Origin of the sequence: Loigolactobacillus binensis, assembly GCF_005405165.1 — a bacterium.
In the GTDB taxonomy this organism is placed as follows: domain Bacteria; phylum Bacillota; class Bacilli; order Lactobacillales; family Lactobacillaceae; genus Loigolactobacillus; species Loigolactobacillus binensis.
The window spans coordinates 85018-107839 of the sequence record NZ_BJDN01000001.1 but is presented as its reverse complement, the minus strand read 5'-3'; the positions used below and the strand labels follow the sequence as shown (position 1 = coordinate 107839).

Sequence of the window (22822 nt, the reverse complement as noted above, 5' to 3'; positions counted from 1 at the left end):
CAGCCTGACTGATAATTATTTGGTTAGTCGTGGCAAATAACCCAAACCAACTGTTATTAATTCATTTTTCCATTAAAATAGTTTATGATAACAATAAGAAAATATCAGATCCGTTAATTCGGCCCTAGCCTAGGAGGTTACTATGCAAAAAATTCTAACCATCAACGCCGGTAGTTCGTCGCTTAAATGGAAACTATTCGCACAACCAATGGAAACCGTACTCGCTTACGGTTTGGTTGAGCGGCTGGATCAACCAGTAGCTAACTTCAAATTAACGACCACTGAGCAAGCCTTCAGCCAGCAGGTCAAGCAGCTAACCCCGTCACAAGCCGTGGCCTTAGTTTTAGATAAATTAAGCGAGCTTGCCATTATTGGCTCCCGCCGTGAAATTACGGCAGTTAGCCACCGCGTAGTCGCTGGTGGTGATATTTTTCGGCGAGCCACCTTGATCACACCCGCTATTTTAGCCCAAATATCCAGTCTCAGTGAACAGGCCCCACTGCATAATCCAGCAGCAGTTCAGTATATTGAATTACTGACTGCTGCATTACCACAGGCCCAAGCCGTGGCGGTTTTCGACAGTCAATTTTTTACTAAAATGCCTGAAGTCAACGCCATTTACAGCATTCCTTACGACTATACTCAGCGTTATCATATCCATCGTTACGGTGAACATGGTATCAGTCATGAATATTTAGCCAATCGCACCGCCAGCTTGTTAGGCAAACCGTTGGCTAAATTAAAACTGATCACCCTGCACCTAGGCAGCGGCGCTTCGCTTACAGCCATTGAAAATGGGCGACCGCTGGATACGTCGATGGGATTCACGCCATTGGCTGGTATCACCATGGGCACACGTGCCGGTGATATAGATGCTGCCTTAGTCCCCTTTCTGCAGCAAAAATTACAACTTGCTAGCACCACTATCGTTAACGATATTCTAAATCGTCAATCGGGTTTATTAGGGATTTCAGGGATTTCCAATGATATGCGTGACTTAAAAGCAGCTGAAGCAACTGAGCAGCGCGCTAAATTGGCGATCGCCGTTTTCGTCAACCGCATCGTTAAATACATCGGTAGCTATTATACGGAACTAGGCGGCGTCGATGCGCTGGTTTTTTCTGGTGGAATTGGTGAAAATGATCCTGATTTACGGGCGCGGATCATTCGCGGAGTGCGGGTGTTAGGCTTCAATTTAGACGAAAAACGTAATCAAAATACTCATGAAGGTATTATTAGCCGCAAAGACAGCTCCCTTGCAACCCTAGTGATCCCCACCAATGAAGAATTAGCCATTGTTCGGCAGGTCAGTCAAGCGCTCAATATTACACAAAGATGACAATTTCAAAAATCGCTAGTCTTTCAAATTGGGATATGTTAATATGAATTTGGCGATAAGATATCATGAAAGGTCATATTTGACCTAAGTAAACGGCATTATTCATTTTCGACATATCCTTTAATTATCTTACATTTATAAACATAGCGAAACGTCAGTCTACCGACTGGCGTTTTTTTATTTTGGCGGTGGTAGCTGCCGCTGCCGCGGTGCAAAGACGCGCTGCAATAACCGCGTAAGCCAACTACGCCGACGTGGACGCGGCGCAACTGCTGCGCTAGCCGCTGCTGAAGCAGCACTGGTCGCCACGCTGTCAGCTAGCTGCCGCAAAGCTGCCTGATCACTTTGTAATTGGGCGAGCATTTCGTTGACCACTGCTTGATTGCTTTGCACTTGGGCAACCAAAGCCACCAAGCTAGCTGTGTTCGCGGCGGCAGCGCTGGTTGGTTCAGCCGACGCTGGCTGGCTAGCCTGACTATAAGCTTCATCGTTATCAGTTGTACTTGCCGTTGATTCAGTAGCCGCGGCGGCAGGCACAATTTCATCGTCAGACCGAACGGTACCTGCCGCCGCACTTGTTTGGTCGAACTCAGTCACCTCTTCCGGCAATAACTGCCGGGCGGGCTTAGCGGCGGACAGTGTAGCACTACCAAAATCAATCGTACCAAAATTAGCACTGGCGGCTGGCGGTACGGCCGCTGAGCTTAATGGTGGTTGTTTGATGCCATTAGCTTGCCGGTAAGCCACCAAGTCATAGCCACAATTCGGGCAAGTTGCGTTTTGTAAAGTGATCGGCTGACCACAGCTGGGACAAATAAATTCACCGACGCCAAGACTGCCGAAATCTAACGCCCACATTTTCTTTGCAATTTGTTTCACCGCACATCCCACCATTACCAGTTTATTATTGCTTTAACCATAGCACGAAACGGGGCCGGCGACAATCAACCAACCACGTCATTTTAAGATAAAAATAGTGCTTAAAATTAACAGTTTGGTTGCTTGACATATTTGCCTAGCGCGCTAGAATATGAAGTAATCTAAAAAACGCAATGACGAGGAAAGTACAAGATAGCACGTGTCCAGAGAGCATCGTTTGCTGTAAAGATGCCACGTAAAATCGCGGAAAATGACCTTCTAGCGGGCTGTGCAAGATAAGTGCGGCAACAGTTAGCTGCCTGTTAGCGCAGCTCATTTTTACTTAACTGTAAAAGTGACTAAGTGGCAGTTTTTTTAATTGCAATCAAGGTGGTACCGCGCAACAGCGTCCTTTTTCGTGAATAGCGAGAAGGGACGCTGTTTGCTTACCACTAAATTATAAGGAGCGTGTGATAAATCATGAGTCAAACTAAAACAGCAATTTTTGCCGGTGGGTGCTTCTGGTGTATGGTGCAGCCCTTCGATGAAACACCGGGGATCGTTAACGTCGTTTCCGGTTATACAGGTGGCCACGTTGCTAATCCCACCTACGCACAAGTTAAAAGTCATACAACGGGCCATACTGAAGCCGTTGCCATCACTTACGATCCAGCAGTTATTTCTTATCAACAATTACTGACTATCTACTGGCAACAAACCGACCCCACTGATGCTATGGGTCAATTTCAGGATCGCGGCGATAATTATCGGCCGGTTATTTTTGTGCAAAATGATACCGAACGGCAGTTGGCGCTGGCATCACGCCAAGCATTAGCAGCCAGCGGGCGTTTTGACCGCCCGATCGTTACTCAAATCGAAGACGTTCAACCATTTTATCCCGCGGAAGCGGCGCATCAAGATTATTACAAGCGCCATCCCGAACAATACGCCACGGAAATTGCCGGCCGCACTGAATTTACCGCCAAATACTGGCAACAACAAAATACCGCACAAAACTAAAGTCAAGTTACTAGAATGTTATTTAACAAGGGCGCAACAAGTATTTAAGTTACGTCTTTTTTGTTTGCTTTTCATAACGATATAGCGAAAATATATTCCCTCAGATCGCTTTCCATGCTAAAATAAGAACAACCGTTCGATTATTTTTTGACGACCTTTTTTAAAGTAGAGCGAGGCAAACATTATGCGTATTACTGATTTCTTGGCCATGATCGCCGATTTAAATCGAAACTTCTGGGTTCTATATGAATTTGGCGCTAATCGTCATGGCAAACGAACCGAGGAAGTTGATCACGTGCAATACATTAAATTAAGTGGCTTGCACACAGCGGACGACCCCCAACTGCAGTTGATCCTTGAAACCGCAGCGCAGCACAAAACTTTACGTTTATGGGAATTGTCTGCACTATTGCGCCAGCATGAACTACGCCGCTATATGTACGTAGAATATCTGGAACAACAACACGCCTTGTTTGGTTATCGGGTCGAAAAGAATTTAATTTTACTCGGTTAAGCACAATAGTATAGGAGTTTTATAAGATGAAGCGACGAAGAAAAAAACGCACCACCTCACTGCTAGTTCTAGCAGTGATCTTGATCGGCGGTTGGCTTGGCTTAAAACCTGGTCAAGCGCAAAATTTATGGCAAACTGCTCAGGCCTTGATACCAACGACCCAAAGCAGCAATACCACCACCAATTCAACAACCAACCAAGCAAGCACTGCCGCCAGTCAGTTGGCGGCACTTAATTATACATCTGGCCAAAGTGCCGTGATCGCGGTGAACAACAATAAAGCCACTTTGACGGCCAATAGTTGGAAAACTAACCATGTCGAATACGCTAATTTAGATCAGTTGAACCGTACCAGCACGGCCAATACCGCTTATCTGGAGCAGCGCAACGTAGCGGATGATTCCTTGCGGGTCAGCCAAACGGTACAACCAACTGGCTGGCATCAAAAGTTCGCTGGACGCCAAGCAATCTTGAACCGCGGCCATTTAGTCGCCTACTCGATCTCCAAAGGGATCAGTACTAGCGGTAATTATGACCCCAGTCTGCAAAGTGGCGATCAAAATAACTTAAAAAATCTATTCACCCAAACTGCTTTTAGTAACCAACGTTTACAAACTGTCTATGAAGCTAAGATCCGTACTGCGTTACGAGCTGGTAAGAAGGTGATCTACCAACCGCATGCTATTTTTCGTGGTAATGAGTTAATGCCGCGGGGTGTCCAATTACAGGCACTTAGTACTGACGGCAGTTTAAATTTCAATGTTTATATTTTTAATGTACAGCCAGGATTTACTTTTAATTATCGTGATGGCCGTAGCCAAACTAGTAATATGCAAGTTCCTGATACCACCCTTTAAAGCCCGTAATTCGCTTACCGGCTTTTTTTGTTATCTTTCTGTAATCTTTATGTCATACAACTACCATATTGTAATCTTGTTGTCACGCTAGTTACACATTTTCGTGCTAAAGTTAGACTATTAATTACCGAAAACGTTCACTTAATTTCAGGAGGAACTTTGCATGCAAAAAAAGAACGCTCTATTACTTAGTGCGACAACTTTACTTAGTGTCATTGGTGTATCAGCCTTAGCAACTAAAGTTGATGCCGCAACCGTTACCGTTAAAGCTAACGATACCGTTTGGGACTTTTCTCAACAATATGGGGTGACCGTTGATCAAATCAAGACGGCCAACAAATTGCAAGGCGAAAATCCGATTATTTTAATCGGCCAAAAATTAACGATTCCCACTGCCGACACAACCACACAAAGTACGAGCACTGCCAGTACGACCCAAGTCGCACAGCCTGACTGGAATAGTCAGTTAGCAGCACAATCCGCAGCCACAGCTTCCGCCAACGCAGCCAGCCAAGCTGCAGCCAATGCGGCAACACAGGCGGCTAATCAGGCAGCAGCACAATCCGCAACACAAGCGGCCAACCAAGCTGCAGCGCAAGCAACAGCTAACGCACAATCCGCGGCCACAGCTTCCGCTAATGCGGCTAGCCAAGCAGCTGCCAGTGCGGCAACACAGGCGGCTAATCAGGCGGCAGCACAATCCGCAGCTACGGCCAGTGCAGCGGCGCAATCCGCGGCCACAGCTTCTGCTAATGCAGCCAGCGCGGCAACACAAGCGGCCAATGAAGCAGCGGCTCAGTCAGCGGCAGCTGCCAGTGCTAATGCACAATCCGCGGCTACGGCTTCCGCTAATGCAGCTAGTCAGGCAGCATTCGTTGCTTCAGCACAAACAGCTAGTGCCAATGCGCAATCCGCAGCAATTGCCTCTAATCAAGCGGCTAGTCAAGCTGCTGCGCAATCCGCGGCAGCAACATCGACCGCAAGCAGCCAAGCAGCAACATCGACGGCAACAAGCAGCAGTTCAGCTAGCAGTACGACCAGCAGCACGACAAGTAGTAGCACTGCCGACAGTAATTACACGTTCACTTACTACAACGCCACTGCTGCTCAAGGTTGGGGCGATGCCAGCACGACTGCTGACGGCACTAGTACCGCAACTGGACGTGACGCTAACGGTTACTTGATCGCCGCAGCAGACAGCAGTATTCCGTTTGGAACACATATCCAAACGCCTTATGGCGAAGCCGTTGTACATGATCGTGGCGGTGCTGTTTCCGGCAACCACATCGACGTTTTACAATAAAATTAAGTAAAAAAAGGGTGTGCCATAGGTTGCTTTATGGAACACGTTTTGCCGATATTGTTCGGCAACATAAATCAGGAGTTGTGCGTAGATCACAATTCCTTTTTTGACATATTCGCTAACAGTGCTATATTGGAGCTATAAATAACAGCGCGATCATAGCAAATAGTAGCCTCGGCAATCGTCCAGAGAATTAGCGGTCAGTGTGAGCTAACCAATTGGCGGTGGTGAATCCCTTGCTTAGCTTGACCTGAGAACAGGCCACGGCGAGACGATATACTCAAAAGTATTGCTGTTAACAGCATAAATACGGGTGGTACCACGTTAATCACGTCCCATAATCTTCGTTTACGAGGATTATGGGCTTTTTTTATTGAAAGGAAGTTCAACATGTTAAATCCAAAATTGATCCGCAAACAGCCTGACTTAGTCAAAGAACGCCTAGCGACCCGCGGCGTAAAACCAGCTGAGATCGACGACTACATCGCCCTTGATCAGCAGAACCGCACCGCCATTACTAAAGCAGAAGGCATGAAGAAAGAAAAGAATCAGCTAACCGCAAAAATTAAGGCCGCAAACCCACGCTCTCCTGAAGGCCAAGCCTTGATCAAGCAAGTTAAACAGCTCAATCAGAACATTCAAACGATTGAGGCTGACCAAGAAAAGGGGGCCGCCCAATTACACCACATCGCGATTCGCTTACCTAATATTCCGGCCGCTGATCTGCCGATCGGTCCCGATGAGGCCAGTGATACTGAAGTTCGCAAATGGGGAACGATCCCTGAGTTCGCCTTTGAACCTAAAGCACATTGGGAAATCGGTGAGCAGTTGGGCATTCTTGATTTCGACCGCGCTGCTAAAGTTTCAGGCGCGCGTTTTGTCTATTATAAAAACGCTGGCGCACAATTAGAACGCGCAGTATACAATTTTATGCTTGACTTACACACCCAGCATCAAGGATATCAAGAAGTGATTCCCCCTTATTTAGTCACCGGTAAAACCATGTTTGGAACCGGCCAATTTCCTAAGTTTAAGGAAGATGTGTATACTGTCGAAGCAACTGGTATGACCTTGATCCCCACTGCAGAGGTCCCGCTGACTAACTATTACGCCAACGAAATTTTAGACGAAGCCGAGCTTCCGATTTATTTCACCGCGCTTACGCCTTGCTTCCGTTCCGAAGCTGGCAGTGCTGGCCGGGATACCCGCGGCTTGATCCGTATGCATCAATTCCATAAGGTTGAAATGGTTAAATTTAGCAAGCCTGAAGATTCTTACGCGGAATTGGAAAAACTGACACAAAATGCCGCCGAAGTTTTAGAAAAATTAGGCTTAGCTTACCACGTTATCACCCTTTCCACTGGTGACATTGGCTTTTCTGCGGCCAAAACTTATGACATCGAGGTTTGGATGCCCCAGCAGCATCTTTACCGCGAGATCAGTTCCTGCTCAAACTGCCTCGATTTCCAAGCGCGGCGGGCAATGATCCGTTATCGGAAAGCCGATGGCAGCGTCGAATACGTTCACACATTAAATGGCTCCGGCCTTGCAGTTGGGCGGACTGTCGCCGCAATTCTAGAAAACTATCAGCAAGCCGACGGTAGCGTGCTGGTACCTGAAGCTTTACAACCTTATTTTCACGGCCAAAAAGTAATCAAAAATAACTAGGCGTATGCTTACTTTGGTGGCTGATCCTTGCCGAAAAAGCGGTTCTAATCACCGTGTAAAACGGCTTTAGCATAACTGCATTACCTCGATCAACCACTGAAAACCACTCGGCGTTTTTTCTGTGATCATACAAAATCAGCGACTAACAAAATAGGGGGCTAGGATAAAAATCCTAGCCTCCTATTTGTTTCAAATATTACCCATGAACATACACTATACGCGCGCCTTTTTGGTATCTTTTAACATGAAAGCTAAGACTAAGCCACATAGCTCAACAATTAAAAAGATAACGAAAACTGCACGGTAACCGCCTAATTGCGCTTGGCTAGCATTAAAACCGCGGTTATGTAATGCGACCGTTACGTTGGCCAAAATCAAAGTGGCCACCGCTACCCCAGTTGAACCGAGAATCTGCCGGACAGTCGTGATCACGGCAGTTCCGTGTGCGATCAACTGATCCGGTAGCGCATTAGCCCCTAAGGTCACCGCTGGCATCATGACGAAGGCATTACCGCCTTCAATTAAAGCGGCTAAGATCATCATCAAGGCTAAGTTCATATGGGCAGCAAACAGCGCCAGAATTAACCAACCGGCACAGATCAGTAGCATCCCGGCTAGCATCACTTTTTTGAATCCAAAACGATCGGCTAATTTACCGGTCAACGGATTTAGAACACTTAAAACCACGGCGCCAGGTACCAGCGCCATGCCGGAAATAAATGGTGAAACACCCAGCACTTTTTGGTAATACAATGGAAAAATAATTGTGACGACGATCAACGCAATATAAGAGATGGCCGTCAACAAAACCGCCAGATCATAATTAAAAGTCTTTAGCACTCGTAATTCCAATAATGGTTGCCTAAGCTGAAACTGCCGCCGAACAAAAATTGCCAAAGCGACTAAACTGACGGCTAGTAGCGCTAAATTAAAGCCCCAGTTACCAGCCTGACCGATTTGATTGACGACGTATAAAACACCAATGATCCCCACCGAGCAAACGATCGAAATGAAGTCAACGCTAGACGGTGCTAACGTCATCACACTTTTGATCGTAAAAAGACTGGCAATGAAAACTAGCGTAATGATGACTAAAAAGACGATGAACAGACCTTGCCAAGTGGTAAAGCGTAAAACGATCCCAGAAATGATCGGGCCGACTGCCAAAGCTGAACCCATGACCAAACCGGCGACCCCCATCGTACTACCCCGTTTGGTCTCCGGCGTGATCGTTAACATAACTGATTGATAGGCCGGGAAAAGGACCCCTACGGCAACAGCTTCTAAGACACGTCCAGTTAACATCATCGCAAAATTAGGTGCTAAAAGGATGATCAAGGTGCCAAGATCAAAAATCAGTAAAACGCCTAAGAATAAGCGTTTAAAGGGGATGTTCTTTAACAACCAGGGACTCACTGGCATCATGACACACATTACCAGCATGAAACCTGTGGTCAGCCACTGGATCGTTGCTGCCGGCAGGTTAAAATATTGCATCAGCGTTGGATAAGCCGTCGATAGTGACGACTGGCTGATCGACATCGTAAAGGTGCCGGCTAATAAGACTGCGATAAACCAAAAACGTTGTGCTTGCTTCGTTTGCACTTGAAAGGCCTCCAAATAATAACTTTACCAACAAAAAAAGCGGTTGCGCGTGGACGCAGCCGCTCGTTGTCCTTCTAATCTACATCCACTGCCCAATATAATAATGAATGAACATGGTGATGATCCCAACTAAAATATTGCGAATAACTGCTGTTTTAACTAAGCCATCGCCTAATTTAGCACTTAGAAAACCGGTTAAGGCAACTGATAACGTTACTGCCACAATGGTACTCGGCCACGCCCACGCCGTTGGTGCTAGGGTCATCGCCACTAACGGAAATAGGCCGCCAGAAGCTGCCGCAACTAACGATGAAAAAGCTGCTTGCCACGGGCTCATATAATGACCTAATTCTAAATCATATTTGATCCGAATCACAGTGCCTAACGCATCTTTTTCCATTAGCGCCGCCGCGATCTCCTGGGCAGTCGCCGCAGTTACACCGCGCGCCTGATAATGTGCGGTCACCGCCGCCAATTCACCAGCAAAATCCGCCTTTAATAACTTAGCTTCCTTGGCAACGACTGCTTTTTCTGTATCTTTTTGCGAACTAACTGAAGCATACTCCCCTGACGCCATGGAAAAGGCGCAAGCCAACAGGTCAGCTAAACCAGCAATAAAAATCGTGAATTCGTTGGTGGTCGCCGCCGCAACACTAAACAGCACACCGACAACGGTCAAAATACCATCGTTGGCACCTAAAACGCCAGCCCGCAAAGTGTTCGAGCGCTCCGCCATCGTCATTTTCCGTTTAGGTGCGGCGGTTGGTTTAATAACTTTCATCAATGTTTTGGTGCCTCCTTCACAAATTGATCAGTAACTAATGGGCAAATAAACTACCAATGGCGTAGGTCACCACCATCGTCAATAAACCTGAAACCACATTCCGCAAAACTGCCCGCCAGCGGTTAGCGTTACCTAATGCGGCGGCAGTGTATCCGGTAATGGTCAATGCCACCATTACGGCGATCACTGTGGCGATTATTTTAATTGCCGCTGGGAAGAACGTGATCGATACCAATGGTAAAATCGAGCCGGTAGGAAAAGCGACCATTGACGCAAAAGCAGCGGCATACGCACTGGTTTTTTCCCGGGGATTGAAACCATAACGTTCGCGAACTGCGGTATATAGTCCATCCTTTTGTAGCATTTCTTGTGTTGCCTTTTTAGCTAACGCCGCCGGGATTCCCGTTTGCATATACTTATGCTGAATAAAATCAAATTCATCCTGATAATGGTCATCTAAAGCCGCTGATTCCTTCTCGATCGCCCGCCGCTCGGAGTCACGTTGTGTGTTGACAGAAACATACTCACCCATTGCCATTGAAACCGTTCCGGCCAGCATTCCTGCGATCCCAGCTAGAAAAATCGCGCCACTGTTACTAGTGGCACCGGCGACCCCAATGACGATCCCAGCGATCGAAAGAATTCCGTCGTTAGCACCCATTACGCTGGCCCGCATCACGTTGATTTTTTCTGCCAACGAACGTTGTTTTTTGGCCCGCTCCATGCTGCCGCCTTCTTTCTAATTATTTTCAGTTTAGAATCATTCTTACTTGCTATCAAATAAATTATAATTTCAATTCTTATAAATGTAAAGCGATTTCCCTTAATTTCTCAAAAAAGCTTATATAACGTTAATTGAAAACTTTTTTCAATTCGGATAGTTTTTTAACTTGGAATCATTCTAAAGACGTGGTTTAATATAGATGTAAAAATTAAAACTACTAAAAGTTTTTTAATTGCCTTTTCAGATCAATCTCAATTATTTAGGAAGGATGACCGCTTGTGGCTACTGACGTTACGGATCAAACGCTGCAGGTATTGAAGGATCACGGTTTACGGGTCACACCGCAACGCCACATCATCCTCTCATACCTAGCCAGCCATCATAACCATCCATCAGTCGAAATGATCCGGGTGGCGCTTAGCAGGAAGTTACCAAATCTTGGTGCAGCAACAATTTATAATACTTTAAATACTTTTGTCGATCTTGGGATCGTCGTTGAACTCCAGAATGGTGATGGCAGCACTCATTATGATTACTTTGGGAGCCCACATTATCATGCGATCTGTACCAACTGCGGTCGGATCACCGACGTCACGTTCCCCGACTTTAGCAAAGTCGAACGAACATTAGAGGCCAAAACCGCGGAACTTACAGGTTACCTTATTTCCGGTAATCATATGGAAGTGTATGGATTATGCCCCGATTGCCAAAAAAAATTACGGGTCAACAAGGAAAATATTAAATAACGCTAAAACGGTTATGACTGAAATAGTCATAACCGTTTTTACATCACTTTATTTAAACAACATTGGTAACACCGTGGATGGCCTTAGCACAGCCACTTAGCGCTACCACTTTGTAGCCGGCAGATACCACCGATCAACGGTAACCTAACAGGCATTACCCCCGCAATTAAAAAAGCCTAAAACATTCGTGGTTATCACTTGCAATCGCTTACAGCAGATGGTATATTATGAGTGTGGAAAGGATAAGACCTGACCAGTAAGAAAAGGCTCCTCGGTCTTCGGCAGACTGCTAAGACGTGAAATAGCAGTCGTTGGTGACAAATAGATTTAAAAGTTTGATAGTTCGATCAAGTCTTCGGCAGACCACCAAGACACGAAATGGCGGTCGTAGGCAACACGTTTAGAATTGTTCCATCTATCTCCAAATCAAAAACCGATCCACGTTGTGAAACGTCGAATCAAAAAGTAACCAAATTTTTCATGGAGGTGTATGTCGCATAGCAGGCATAACCACAGCTCCAACGCTCCTGGTGCTTCGCTGAAACCTAGTTTGCGGGTCATGAATCATATCATTTGATATGAACGACCATACAGATGTAGCTAATTAATAAACAGGTAAGCTAGAAGTCACCGTATGCGTAAAACTTAATATGAAGGTGTCTAGATATTCAAAAATCTCTGTACGACCAAAGTAATTTAGGTCAGGCACTTTCCACCGTTCGTTAGACTTCAAGACTGAGGAGACTTGAAGTCTATTTTTGTGGCCAAAATCAAGAAAGCAGACCACTATTCTTGTGGTCGCGTAGTGATCATTAAAGTGACTGTACTGACGCTGGTGAGGCGCTGGCTACCCTGTTCATAGACCTCAACCTGCCAAGTTTGTAAGCGCCGGCCTGTATGTAAGGGTTTAGCGTTGGCGCGCAACGTTCCTTGTGCTACAGTATAAAGGTGGTGCGTTTCCACGTTGACCCCTACGGCTACTTGAACCGTTGTATCCAAGCCGGCATTGGCGCCTAGACTAGCTGCCGTTTCTGCTAGGATCGTATTGACACCGCCGTGAACGATCCCAAATGGCTGCTTTAACTTAGCGGTAACAGCGACCTCAACAATGGCTTCGGTAGCAGTCGCGCGCAACGTTTTAACCCCCAATAATTCAAGTAAATTCATTTTTTACCTCCATATAGAAAGAAGTTGTGTGTATGACTAGTGTAACTTGGCAAAGTGTCAAAACCTACTCAGAAATCATTTTTGAACGGGCCGATAAAATCGCAAAAATTACCATGAATCGACCTAAAAAATTGAATGCTTTCACGCCAGTGACTATTCAGGAAATGATCGATGCTTTCACGATCTGCCGTGATGACGCTAGCATTGGTGTGATCATCTTAACCGGTGCCGGCGACAAGGCCTTTTCCTCCGGCGGTGATCAAGGCATCCGCGGTAACGGCGGTTATGTTGGGCCTGACAAAATTGCCCGCCTGAACGTGCTTGATCTACAACATTTGATTCGGATCATCCCTAAACCAGTAATTGCCATGGTCAAAGGTTGGTCAGTAGGTGGCGGTAATATTCTCCAACTAGTCTGCGACTTAACGATCGCGGCAGACAATGCACAATTTGGTCAAACCGGCCCGAAAGTTGGTAGCTTTGACGCAGGTTATGGTTCAGGTTATTTAGCCCGGGTGATCGGCCATAAACGGGCTAAGGAAGTTTGGTTCTTAAACCATTTTTACAGCGCTGAAGAAGCTTACCAAATGAATTGGATCAATAAAGTGGCCCCATTGGCCGAAGTTGAATCCGTCACTTTAGATTGGTGCAACGAAATTTTGACGAAGTCCCCTACCGCGCTGCGTTTCATTAAAGCAGCAATGAACGCCGACACTGATGGCCTAGCGGGGTTGCAGCAACTGGCTGGCGATGCTACGATGCTATTTTACACCACTGATGAAGGTAAGGAAGGCCGGGATGCATTCAATCAGAAACGTCAACCTGATTTCGATCAATTCCCGAAATTTCCATAAACGATGGAAAATTGGTTAAGTAAACGCGCACGACTTTCCCCGCAACACTGTGCTGTGCGCGCTGGCACGCACAGCTTGACCTTTGCTCAACTGCAACAGCAGGTCTTGCAACAAGCTGGCCGTATTGCCTATCTACAGCCCCACGGTCGTATCGCTATTTTAACTGATAATACATTACCTGGCTACTTGACGATTCTTGCCTTACATCAACTAGGTTGCGCACCCGTATTATTAAACCAACGGCTAAGTAGCGATGAATTAACGCAGCAATTACAAGCTGCAGCCGTAACTTTGTGTTTGGCCGCTGATAACTTAATACGACCACTGCCAGTCAAAGTGGTCAGCTTTAGTGAATTAGCCCAGCAACCGGTAACGACGATCACCCCAGTTGCTGAATTTGCAGCCACTACCGTTGCTAGTATCATGTTTACGTCAGGAACCTCCGGCCATGCTAAAGGTGTCCTGCAAACTTATAACAATCATTTTTACTCAGCGATCGGTTCGGTTTTAAATTTAGGTTTGACTGCGGCTGATACTTGGCTTTGTTGTGTGCCCCTTTTTCATATTAGCGGCTTATCGATCATGATGCGGAGCCTAATTTATGGGATGACCGTGGTATTAGTCGATCACTTTGATCCTCAGCAGATCAACCAATTGTTATGTACACAACCGATCACCACGATCTCAGTGGTGCCCTATATGCTGCAGAAATTACTGCAGACTTTGCCACTGAACCAGCATTATCATCCTGCTTTTCGTTGTATGCTGCTGGGCGGCGGTCCCATTGATCGGGCTACTTTGACTATTTGTCAGCAACGACATATCCCGGTGATTCAGTCCTACGGGATGACCGAAACGGCTTCACAGATCGTTGCGCTAGATTTTGCTAATGCTGCCCGCAAGTTAGGTTCTGCCGGACAGCCGCTATTTCCAGTACAAGTTAAAATTGCGGCGGATCAACATATCTTGGTTAAAACACCAACTCTAGCGGCTGGTTACTTAAATCAGGCGGCTGCTTTCACTAAAAAAATACGGGCCGGTTGGTTTGACACCGATGATATTGGTTATCTTGATGCGGAGGGTTTTCTCTTCGTTAAAGGCCGGAGCGGCGATATGATCAATTCCGGGGGTGAAAATATTTTCCCCGGTGAAATTGAGGCTGTTTACCAGCAGCATCCCGCGATCAAACAAATTGTAGTTGCCGGCCACGCCGATCCCACTTGGGGCAGTGTGCCGTTAGCTTATATCCAGCTAAATACTAACATCAGCACAGCCGAACTGCGTGCCTACGGTCGTCAACATTTGGCTCATTACAAAGTGCCCCGCGCTTTTTATTGTGTGGCGGATTTTCCGCGCACTGGCAATGGCAAGTTAAAGCGCCAAGCCTTAACGCCACAACCAGAACAACAACTAAAATAAGACCGCGGTCCTAAATAAACAACAAAATGGGCTAAGTGCAAGCAGGTAAAAACAGACAAGAGGTTGCGACATAAATTACTTATGCCGCAACCTCTTATTTTAGCGTCAAGCGTTGCTGAACAGCTTTCAAAGCTTCCTGTTGCAACATCACCTGTTTTAATTTATCATCAGTATCCGGCAAGTTGACCAGTGCATCATCAAGATCAATAAATTCAACTTTAATATAATCCAATGCTTGACGTTCGGCAGTACTCAGCGGTTGCGTGGTTGCGGTCACCTGTTTAGTTTCCGCAACGATCGCATGAACCTCACGAATCGCTTGGCGCTGCGTCATTCGTTGACTAAGGCTACCTGTTTTTCCCCCTAGTTTACGCATATCAGCAGCTAACTTTTCTAGCCTAGTCTTGATCTGCGCCAACGTTGCCTCTGTATCTTTTGCCATCCTAATCATCCCTTAACTTATTATCCTATTCGACTATAGCACAATTTGAGCTCAGTAACGTCGATTATAATAAATCAAATACTGTTCAAAAGTATCCGGGGTACAAATAACTTTAGTCACACTAGTGTTTTCCGGTTCCGGGATACTCATTGGATCGGTTGGCTGCACCGCGTTGGCCGCAAAACTGCGCACCGTAAAACCATGTGATACGATTATGATTTTTTCTTCAGGATAGCGCTGGGTGGTCTCTTCAGTAAACTCGCGTACCCGAGCTTCAACCGCTGTGAATTCCTCCCCTTTAGCGGGAATAGCGTAGTCCGGATATACTTCACCAGTGACCGGATTAAATAATTCAGGATATTGTTTGCGTAGCTCTGCGTTTGTTTGGCCATCCCAGCTACCGTAAGAAATTTCTTTGAGCCGGGGATCGAAGCTTATCGGTAGTTCGTAACCCATGTTTAAAATAGCGGCCGTTTGCTTAGTCCGTTCTAATGGGCTAGCAATGATCCGATCAGCGAATTTTAAGTCAAAGTGGTCATGAAGCGCTTGTGCCTGTGCTTTACCAGTATCATTTAAGTAGGTCTCTGGCGAATTGATCGTCCCTTGCTTGATGTCTTGCGTATTTGCTTGTGTCTGTCCGTGACGGACAATATAGAATTCAGTCATGCAAAAGCCCCCTGATGAGTTTCCTTTAATATACCATATTTAGCCACTAATTTTATGAAAACCTAATGTTTCATATGGAACAAGTCAATCATCTATAACACACAAAAAGGCACGCTTCACTGGCGGCCTTTAATTCATTACGGATTATTATTCAGTTTCAACTTGATTTAGTAAAGCTAAATGGTACCATTAATATGATACCGGTAAAGCTCAGATTACGTCCCCCGTAAACTGTTTTACAACCGGTTCACCCAGGGACCATAACATAAGTAAATTATGTTACGGTTCCTTATTTATTTTTCTGAACTCGGTTATTAAAGTGGCGCGCCTTAAGTGATTTATCAGCGTTATGAGGCTATTTTGTGTCGTCATTTATAGATACCAAATAAACGGTGTTCGCAATAATTGTGGCTTGCTGCTTATTATAGTGGCTTGTCTAAACGCACTAAAATAGCTTGGTGATAATTGCGGTCGGCGCTTTAAGGTTGCCATAAAATTCACGTATTTAGCGGCTGGCTTGCTAGCCTTTTGTGCCTGATCATAATCGGTCAAATGGTAAGTAGCGATGATTTGATTTAACTTTAAATTATACTTAGTATCCGTTGCGTAACGCCCAGTTAACGCCTGCGTTGCTGCCTGATAGGTTGGCGCATTTTGTTTCCACGTGCCGGCATAATAATTAGCGGCTAACCCTGGACCGCCTTTAAGTAGATCAGCATAGTCCGTGAGCGCGTTTTTATAATTATAATAGCGCTTAAAATTCGCTTCAGTCGTGTACAGCTGGCCCAAACCGTTGTCCTCTTGGGTTGCTAACAGCGTACTTTGGTTTTGATAGCCACCTTTAACGCCAAATAAGTTATAGTTAGGCGCTAAGGATAAGGTACTAGTCCCCCAGTCACTTTCCAACGCAGCCTGCGCGATCATAACCGAAGCATACAAGCCCTTCTTTTGCGCAATTTTTTGTGCATCCTTGGCGAACGACCTAATAAATTCGGTATGTGATGCTACTGGCATCCCTGCAGCGAATAACCCGCTATTATCAGCCGACGTTAGCACACCATTAGTATTATTCAGTACCGGCGGTGTGATCATTGGCTGACGGTGAATAGCAGGGTCAGTAAGCACATGCTGATTTTTTACAGTTTTAACGCCGGTAGTATTGGCTGGCTTAATAGTAGATCTGGTCGCCACATTATTTGCCGGCTTAGCAACTGACTTAGCTGTTACAGCTGTTGCTTGTTTAGTGTCATTGCGAGTTGTCGGCTTAACAGCAGCACGACGCTTAGCCGCGGCCTTTTGTTGTGCTTGGGCCTGTGCGTAACCTGCAGTATAGCCGGCCTGATAAACTGCCGCTAATTGGTCGGTGTTCTGTGCTACTACTTGTGCAGTGCCTGCAGCACAGCCCGCAATCAGCCCAGCTCTAAAAGAAGCTAATGCGGGCACAAATTCCGCCGCATAACCCTGATCATAATAAATGGTTCTTGCAGCATGCTTGCTGGTTCCCTGCGTTTTTTGGGTCATTACATCTTGATCGGCATCTACTTGGCCAAAATGTAATTCCGTCTGGCCCAAAGTAAATTCCGCCGTATAATCAGCTTGATAACTGGCATTTCCTGCTGGATCACGACTTGTACCCCTAGGCCGCCCCGCCAACACATCCTGTTGTGCCGCAATTTGAGCGGCATTTTTCGCTGTCGTCTGCGGTGACGCCGACGTCGCCGCAGATACAACGCTTGGAAGTGCCATTAAAAACGGTGTGCCTAAAACAAAGCCGGCCAAAGTTACTGTAGCAACACGTTGTTTTATATTTTTCCGAGTCATTCCAGATTCCCCCACAATATAGATTAAGCAACTAGCCTAGCCTCATTAGCTGGTTGCCTAATCTTAATATACGCAAGTTTATCTAGATACTTTTATTGGACACCCTTATCTAAGTCTATTCGGCGAAAAAGATCAAGTAAACTGGCTCGGCAGCTGAACTTGATCAGATAAACCAATAAATTGAACAAAACATTAAGGTCGTTCCCAGCATGACCAAAAAGTGCCAAATCAAGTGTAAATACGGTACCTTAGGAAAACTGTAGATCACCGCCCCTAACGTAAACGTGATGCCACCAGCAACTAGTAAACTAAAGCCGCCAAGACCTAAGTGATGATACAGCGGTCCCATTGCCATTAAACACAGCCAGCCCATAACAACGTAAATCGTGGTTTCCAATTTTTGTTGTCGCGCCCCACTTAAAATATGCAACCCGATCCCTGCTAAAGCTAAAGCCCAAATTGCCAAACACATCCCCACGCCAAAACCGCCGCGAATCGCTAATAAACAGTATGGCGTATAGGTTCCCGCGATCAGTAAATAAATATTACAATGATCAAAAATTTGAAAAACGCGTTTGGCTCGGGTCAGTGACAAACAATGATAAAGGGTCGACGCCAAATAGAGTAGCATCAACGTGATCCCGTAAACCATTAATGCGAATAAAGCGGGTTCAGGTGCGCTTAGACCGCGCCGAATCAGTAAAATAAACATGACAACACTACCGATGAAGCCAATACCATGAGTGATCGCATTCCAAATTTCCAGCACTAGTATTTGATGTTTCAGATTAGTTGTCATAAAATGACCCCCTTAATTTTAAAAAGCTAATTTTTAGTCATGCACTAAGTTGATGTCGATTTATCTTTAGCTATAGTTTACCACATGTAGATATCATGTCTAGATGTGGTAATTATTTTTTGCTGTGGCATAATAAGATTAACTGATTAAAAGGTTGGAGGAAAAGTAAATGGCAGAAACTGATTTTAATGCCTGGTTGACTCAGCTCGCTGCAGTACGTTTACCAAAATGGCAGGCACTTCCAGAATTTGATTTATATATGGATCAAGTGATCACAGAAACTGATCGCTATTTACGGCCGCTGGGTATTGACCCGTTAACAAAAAGCATGGTCAATAGTTACGTTAAACGTAAAATTATTCACCGACCAGAAAAAAAACACTATACCCGTACTCATTTAGCGGAGATCATTATTGTCAGTCTTTTCAAGGCGGCCTTCCCGCTAGAAACGATCCACACCGGCATTCAACAGGCAGTAGCGACTTCAACACCGGAGCAGGCCTACGATCAATTTATTGACCGCATTAACACTGAACTGGTCAATCTTGAACAACCGACCACAACGCCACTATTCAAGCCAACCGATGCAAGTCATATTTTGACACAAAAGGCAGCGATCCGAACTATTTTGTATCAAATCATCAGTCAGCACACACTGCTGACTGTAGCGAAAAGTGTCAGTGCCAGTTAAGCTACCGCCGCGCAAAAACAGCTTTTTTTATGGTCACTGATCAAAATGAATTGCTTTCCCAAGTGGGGATTGTTTAAAATTAACTATATAGCTAAGGAGGGTCGCTGTTATGCACATTAATTTAGGCTTTATTGGCTTGGTTTTTGGTATCAATGTACTTTATTTAACGATCAACACGTTGCGCCTGATTTTTCAAAACAAAGGTTTGATTTGGGTCGCCCCTTTTTTTGGTATGGTTGAGATTTCCTTATATACTTTGGGTTTGAACTATGTTTTGAATAGCTTAGCCAACCCAATTTATCTCGTCGTGTATGCCTTAGGTTTTGGTGTCGGCATCGCCTTAGGTATGTTGATCGATCGATGGCTGGCGATCGGATACGTTATCGTTCAGATCATCATCCCGCGTGAAGAACAAAATCGTGACAAGCAAACCTTAGTCCATTTACTTCGGGATGCTGGCTTTGGCGTCACTGAATTCGCTGGTGTTGGGCGCGATGGTGCGCGAATGGTATTAGAAGTTCTTGTGCCACGTAAAGATGAAAAAACGATCTACGCCATGGTGCTAGCTTTTAATCCGCGGGCCTTTATGTTATCGCTGGAACCGACTACTTTTAACGGCGGATTTTGGGTCAAACGGCTTAACCGTCGCCGCCAAATCATCGCCGAACATAACCATAAATAAAAATACTTAATTGCTTAATTTCAACTACCGCTAAACGCTTAAACCAATTTACCGTGAGCAGTTCGTAGTATTCTGATCGTTATTGCCGAATAAATTTAAAACTCGCTTGTTTTAGGTTTGCGCCTAAGCCAAGCGAGTTTTAAGTCTATAATGAAGTTTCATCAGTTGTCACTAGATTCCGGCCCCGACCTTTGGAAAGATATAACATCCGATCCGCCCGTTCGAAGAGATGATCCGCATTTTTATCATAATTCCGCAATGTAGCAATACCGACTGAAGCAGTGACCTTGATCACTTCATGATTGTAAGCCACATTTAACTGATCCAGTTCGGTTTGTAGCCGCTGGGCAAATTGTCCGGCTTCAACAACTGATAAACGTGGTAACAAAATACTAAATTCTTCACCGCCGGTCCGATAACAAGCTGCGTGATCAACTTGTTCAGTCAGTCTTTTTAAAACCATCCCGACTTGGATCAACACTTCATTACCTGCCAAATGGCCATAATGATCATTAATATTTTTAAAGCGATCAATATCCATTTCTAGCATTGTTAGCGTTAAATTAGCCTGGCCGGCTTGCTCAAAAATGTGGGTATATTCCTTGTTAAACACGTTGTAATTTTTTAATTTGGTCAGCGAATCAATACTCGCTTGGCGGGTAACAGTTAGTAGCTGCTGATTTTCATGGAAAAGTGTGCTTAAGCTGTAAAATAGCACCATTTCCATGAGCAAAAAACTAATACTATTGAACCAAACACTGGACCAACCAATCGTACCAACACCGCGAATATTAATGAAGTGCACCGTAAACCAAATGATGATCACTAACCCCTCCGCGCCAGGAATGATCCAGGCAGCACTTGATTTATCATGGCGGATCCAAGCGATCATTAGGTAAACCGCCGCAAACATAGTCACAATAAAAACGGCATGATAAAAAGTTTCAATTGAAAATTGATAGAACACTAAGTGCGCCAAAATATCACATGCTGCAATGATCAGACTAGACCGCAAACCCAGAAAAACAATAACGAAAATCAATAGCAATAAACGAAAATTAATAAAAGCTACATAATTTCGTACATTGGCCGCGCTATATTCAAAAAAGATGGCCAAGCATGAAAAGTAAGCAACACTGATCAATTTTAAACGACCGACAGAGAAATCGATCTTATCAATTTTTTGGCGTTGGTGATTATAATGACGTAACGTTGACCGCACGATCAACTGGAAAAACAAAATAATGCCTAACGCAAAAAAGATCCCGGTAAACAATGGCTGGACCAGCCAAAATTGCTGCGTCAAAATTATCATCCCTTAATTCTACTTAATTGATTTCAACTCATTCATTGATCACTTGGTACACTATTTTGTTTGTGAACAAGGCCGTTTTCTTGAGCCACTGCTAGCTGAGCAACTAGATTCAAATAATTGAAGGGTTGATCGTAATTAGGTTGGAATAACATATCTACATATGCTAGATCATCAATCGTATTTTTATTTTGAATGCAAACAGATAGTGTATTAGCCGACTGGGCAACTTCATGTTTACTGAAGAACTGGGCACCAAGGATCCGCCGATTCGACCGATCATAAACCAATACGATCGTCAACATGGCCGTTGAGGGCATATAATCAGGTCGATAATTTTCGCGGAAAGTGACCGCCGCCGCGGCAAAACCAGCTTCTAGCGCTGCATGCAGCGTTAAACCAGTGGACGCCAACGTATGGCCAAAAATTGCCATGGCTGAGGTCGCCTGCGTCCCCATATATTTCTGTGTATGCCCAAAAATATTAGTTCCCGCTAAGATCCCCTGCCGAACCGCGTTTGAAGCTAAAGGAATATAAGCTGGATGATCAGTCGGATTAAAGTGAACGACACAGGCATCACCGGCTGCGTAGATCGCTGGATCGGAGGTCTGCATATAATCATTAATGATGATCGCACCACGGCGATCCATGTCAACTTGACCGCGTAGTAGATCAGTATTAGCAACAAAGCCAGTACAGACGATCGCTAAATCAGCCTGTCGTTCTCCCTTATTCGTTTTGATGATCACCTGCTCATCGCCACTAAAAGCTTGAGCTCGCTCATTTAAATAAACGTGCACCCCATGATCAACTAGCATATTAGTGACCTTATGCGCTAGTGCTGGATCAACATAATTATTCAGCAACTGGTCACGGCCTTGAATCAAGGTCACTTCATGGTCAGTATCAGCATAACTTTCAGCTAACTCAACACCGACATAGCCACCGCCAACGATCGCGACGTGTTTATGATTTTGCGCGGTTCGGTAAATTTCTTGTGCTTGCGCGTAATCTTTGCATAATAAAACACGGGAGTTATCGATTCCGATCAGCGGTGGTACCACCACGTAGGACCCGGTTGCCATGATCAACTTATCGTAAGTATCCTTAAAAATTTCGTTGGTTTTCAGATCCGTGCACGTCAAAGTCTTAGTGGCAGCGTCAATTTTAAGAACATCATGTTGCAAGCGTACTGTAGCCCCTAACTCACTTAGCTCTTCTGGGCTGGAATAAAACATGTCTTCCAAGTGCTTGACTTGGCCATTAAGATAAAGTGAGATCCCGCACGATAAAAAAGAAACGTTATCATGCCGTTCATAAACGGTCACCTCAGTATCCGGATGTTCTTGCAATATTTGCGTCACCGCAACGGTTCCCGCATGTGTACAGCCCACAACAATAACTTTCATTTTAAATTCTCCTTCATAAAACAATTTCTAATTTCACAAGGGTAAATATAAACCACTACCGTCATTTTATATTATAATACGTTATATGGTTGGTAAAACAGAATAGTTTCTAAAACAACCTAAAACTATACCAATAAGTACC

General features: G+C 45.0%; 22 protein-coding genes and 1 other annotated feature. Of the genes, 11 read left to right on the top strand and 11 right to left on the bottom strand.

Annotated elements, in window-relative coordinates; genetic code table 11:
* Positions 1-142 precede the first annotated feature (142 nt).
* Positions 143-1339, top strand: coding sequence for an acetate/propionate family kinase (locus FFM78_RS00535; RefSeq protein WP_137636484.1), 1197 nt, complete (start codon positions 143-145; stop codon positions 1337-1339).
* A 177-nt stretch (positions 1340-1516) separates the two neighbouring features.
* Here the strand turns inward: FFM78_RS00535 and FFM78_RS00530 are convergent, their stop codons facing one another.
* Complete coding sequence (locus FFM78_RS00530) at positions 1517-2218, bottom strand: zinc ribbon domain-containing protein (RefSeq protein ID WP_137636483.1); 702 nt, start codon at positions 2216-2218, stop codon at positions 1517-1519.
* Between the two features lie 164 nt (positions 2219-2382).
* Positions 2383-2614: a binding site (T-box leader), on the top strand.
* Positions 2615-2677: 63 nt separating this feature from the next.
* Between FFM78_RS00530 and msrA the strand changes: the two genes are divergently transcribed.
* From msrA to serS, 5 genes are all read left to right on the top strand, one after another.
* On the top strand, positions 2678-3217 hold the full coding sequence (gene msrA, locus FFM78_RS00525; RefSeq protein WP_137636482.1) for a peptide-methionine (S)-S-oxide reductase MsrA: 540 nt from the start codon (positions 2678-2680) through the stop codon (positions 3215-3217).
* 184 nt (positions 3218-3401) lie between these two features.
* On the top strand, positions 3402-3731 hold the full coding sequence (locus tag FFM78_RS00520; RefSeq protein ID WP_223876971.1) for a hypothetical protein: 330 nt from the start codon (positions 3402-3404) through the stop codon (positions 3729-3731).
* A 26-nt stretch (positions 3732-3757) separates the two neighbouring features.
* Positions 3758-4588 carry a DNA/RNA non-specific endonuclease gene (locus tag FFM78_RS00515; RefSeq protein WP_137636481.1) on the top strand — a complete coding sequence of 277 codons (831 nt, stop codon included), beginning with the start codon at positions 3758-3760 and terminating at the stop codon, positions 4586-4588.
* Positions 4589-4751: 163 nt separating this feature from the next.
* Positions 4752-5891, top strand: coding sequence for a LysM peptidoglycan-binding domain-containing protein (locus tag FFM78_RS00510; protein ID WP_137636480.1), 1140 nt, complete (start codon positions 4752-4754; stop codon positions 5889-5891).
* A gap of 390 nt (positions 5892-6281) precedes the next feature.
* On the top strand, positions 6282-7559 hold the full coding sequence (gene serS / locus FFM78_RS00505; protein ID WP_137636479.1) for a serine--tRNA ligase: 1278 nt from the start codon (positions 6282-6284) through the stop codon (positions 7557-7559).
* Positions 7560-7772: 213 nt separating this feature from the next.
* Here serS and FFM78_RS00500 read toward each other — a convergent pair whose 3' ends face one another.
* From FFM78_RS00500 to FFM78_RS00490, 3 genes are all read right to left on the bottom strand, one after another.
* On the bottom strand, positions 7773-9164 hold the full coding sequence (locus FFM78_RS00500) for an MFS transporter (RefSeq protein WP_137636478.1): 1392 nt from the start codon (positions 9162-9164) through the stop codon (positions 7773-7775).
* Positions 9165-9243: 79 nt separating this feature from the next.
* Entirely contained in the window at positions 9244-9945 is a 702-nt protein-coding gene (locus FFM78_RS00495) for a VIT1/CCC1 transporter family protein (RefSeq protein WP_171001804.1), read from the bottom strand.
* Between the two features lie 37 nt (positions 9946-9982).
* A complete protein-coding gene (locus tag FFM78_RS00490) occupies positions 9983-10672 on the bottom strand; it encodes a VIT1/CCC1 transporter family protein (RefSeq protein ID WP_137636476.1) in 690 nt (229 codons plus the stop codon).
* A gap of 278 nt (positions 10673-10950) precedes the next feature.
* Between FFM78_RS00490 and FFM78_RS00485 the strand changes: the two genes are divergently transcribed.
* Entirely contained in the window at positions 10951-11418 is a 468-nt protein-coding gene (locus FFM78_RS00485; RefSeq protein ID WP_137636475.1) for a Fur family transcriptional regulator, read from the top strand.
* Between the two features lie 786 nt (positions 11419-12204).
* On the opposite strand, the gene FFM78_RS00480 is transcribed toward FFM78_RS00485, so the two are convergent.
* The gene (locus tag FFM78_RS00480; RefSeq protein WP_137636474.1) at positions 12205-12585 is read right to left on the bottom strand and encodes a PaaI family thioesterase; all 381 of its coding nucleotides are present in this window, start codon (positions 12583-12585) and stop codon (positions 12205-12207) included.
* Between the two features lie 32 nt (positions 12586-12617).
* Between FFM78_RS00480 and menB the strand changes: the two genes are divergently transcribed.
* Together menB and FFM78_RS00470 are read left to right on the top strand one after the other, a co-directional pair.
* Positions 12618-13439, top strand: a complete 822-nt coding sequence (menB, locus tag FFM78_RS00475) for a 1,4-dihydroxy-2-naphthoyl-CoA synthase (RefSeq protein WP_137636473.1) — start codon at positions 12618-12620, stop codon at positions 13437-13439.
* 3 nt (positions 13440-13442) lie between these two features.
* Positions 13443-14858, top strand: coding sequence for an o-succinylbenzoate--CoA ligase (locus FFM78_RS00470; protein WP_137636472.1), 1416 nt, complete (start codon positions 13443-13445; stop codon positions 14856-14858).
* Between the two features lie 94 nt (positions 14859-14952).
* On the opposite strand, the gene FFM78_RS00465 is transcribed toward FFM78_RS00470, so the two are convergent.
* The 4 genes from FFM78_RS00465 to trhA all read right to left on the bottom strand — a co-directional run bounded on the left by FFM78_RS00465 (position 14953) and on the right by trhA (position 18586).
* Positions 14953-15300: a hypothetical protein gene (locus tag FFM78_RS00465; protein ID WP_137636471.1), complete on the bottom strand. Its 348-nt coding sequence runs from the start codon at positions 15298-15300 to the stop codon at positions 14953-14955.
* 51 nt (positions 15301-15351) lie between these two features.
* On the bottom strand, positions 15352-15966 hold the full coding sequence (locus FFM78_RS00460) for a histidine phosphatase family protein (RefSeq protein ID WP_137636470.1): 615 nt from the start codon (positions 15964-15966) through the stop codon (positions 15352-15354).
* A 372-nt stretch (positions 15967-16338) separates the two neighbouring features.
* Positions 16339-17787 (bottom strand): glucosaminidase domain-containing protein, encoded by a 1449-nt coding sequence (locus FFM78_RS00455; RefSeq protein ID WP_137636469.1) that lies wholly within the window; start codon positions 17785-17787, stop codon positions 16339-16341.
* Between the two features lie 163 nt (positions 17788-17950).
* Positions 17951-18586, bottom strand: a complete 636-nt coding sequence (gene trhA, locus FFM78_RS00450; protein ID WP_137636468.1) for a PAQR family membrane homeostasis protein TrhA — start codon at positions 18584-18586, stop codon at positions 17951-17953.
* A 169-nt stretch (positions 18587-18755) separates the two neighbouring features.
* Here trhA and FFM78_RS00445 point away from each other — a divergent pair, with 169 nt between their 5' ends.
* Positions 18756-19277, top strand: a complete 522-nt coding sequence (locus FFM78_RS00445) for a DUF1836 domain-containing protein (RefSeq protein ID WP_137636467.1) — start codon at positions 18756-18758, stop codon at positions 19275-19277.
* A 109-nt stretch (positions 19278-19386) separates the two neighbouring features.
* A complete protein-coding gene (locus tag FFM78_RS00440; RefSeq protein WP_137636466.1) occupies positions 19387-19959 on the top strand; it encodes a DUF2179 domain-containing protein in 573 nt (190 codons plus the stop codon).
* 145 nt (positions 19960-20104) lie between these two features.
* On the opposite strand, the gene FFM78_RS00435 is transcribed toward FFM78_RS00440, so the two are convergent.
* Both FFM78_RS00435 and FFM78_RS00430 read right to left on the bottom strand, forming a co-directional pair.
* The gene (locus FFM78_RS00435; RefSeq protein WP_137636465.1) at positions 20105-21274 is read right to left on the bottom strand and encodes a GGDEF domain-containing protein; all 1170 of its coding nucleotides are present in this window, start codon (positions 21272-21274) and stop codon (positions 20105-20107) included.
* A gap of 32 nt (positions 21275-21306) precedes the next feature.
* Complete coding sequence (locus tag FFM78_RS00430; protein WP_137636464.1) at positions 21307-22680, bottom strand: FAD-dependent oxidoreductase; 1374 nt, start codon at positions 22678-22680, stop codon at positions 21307-21309.
* Between the last annotated feature and the right edge of the window lie 142 nt (positions 22681-22822).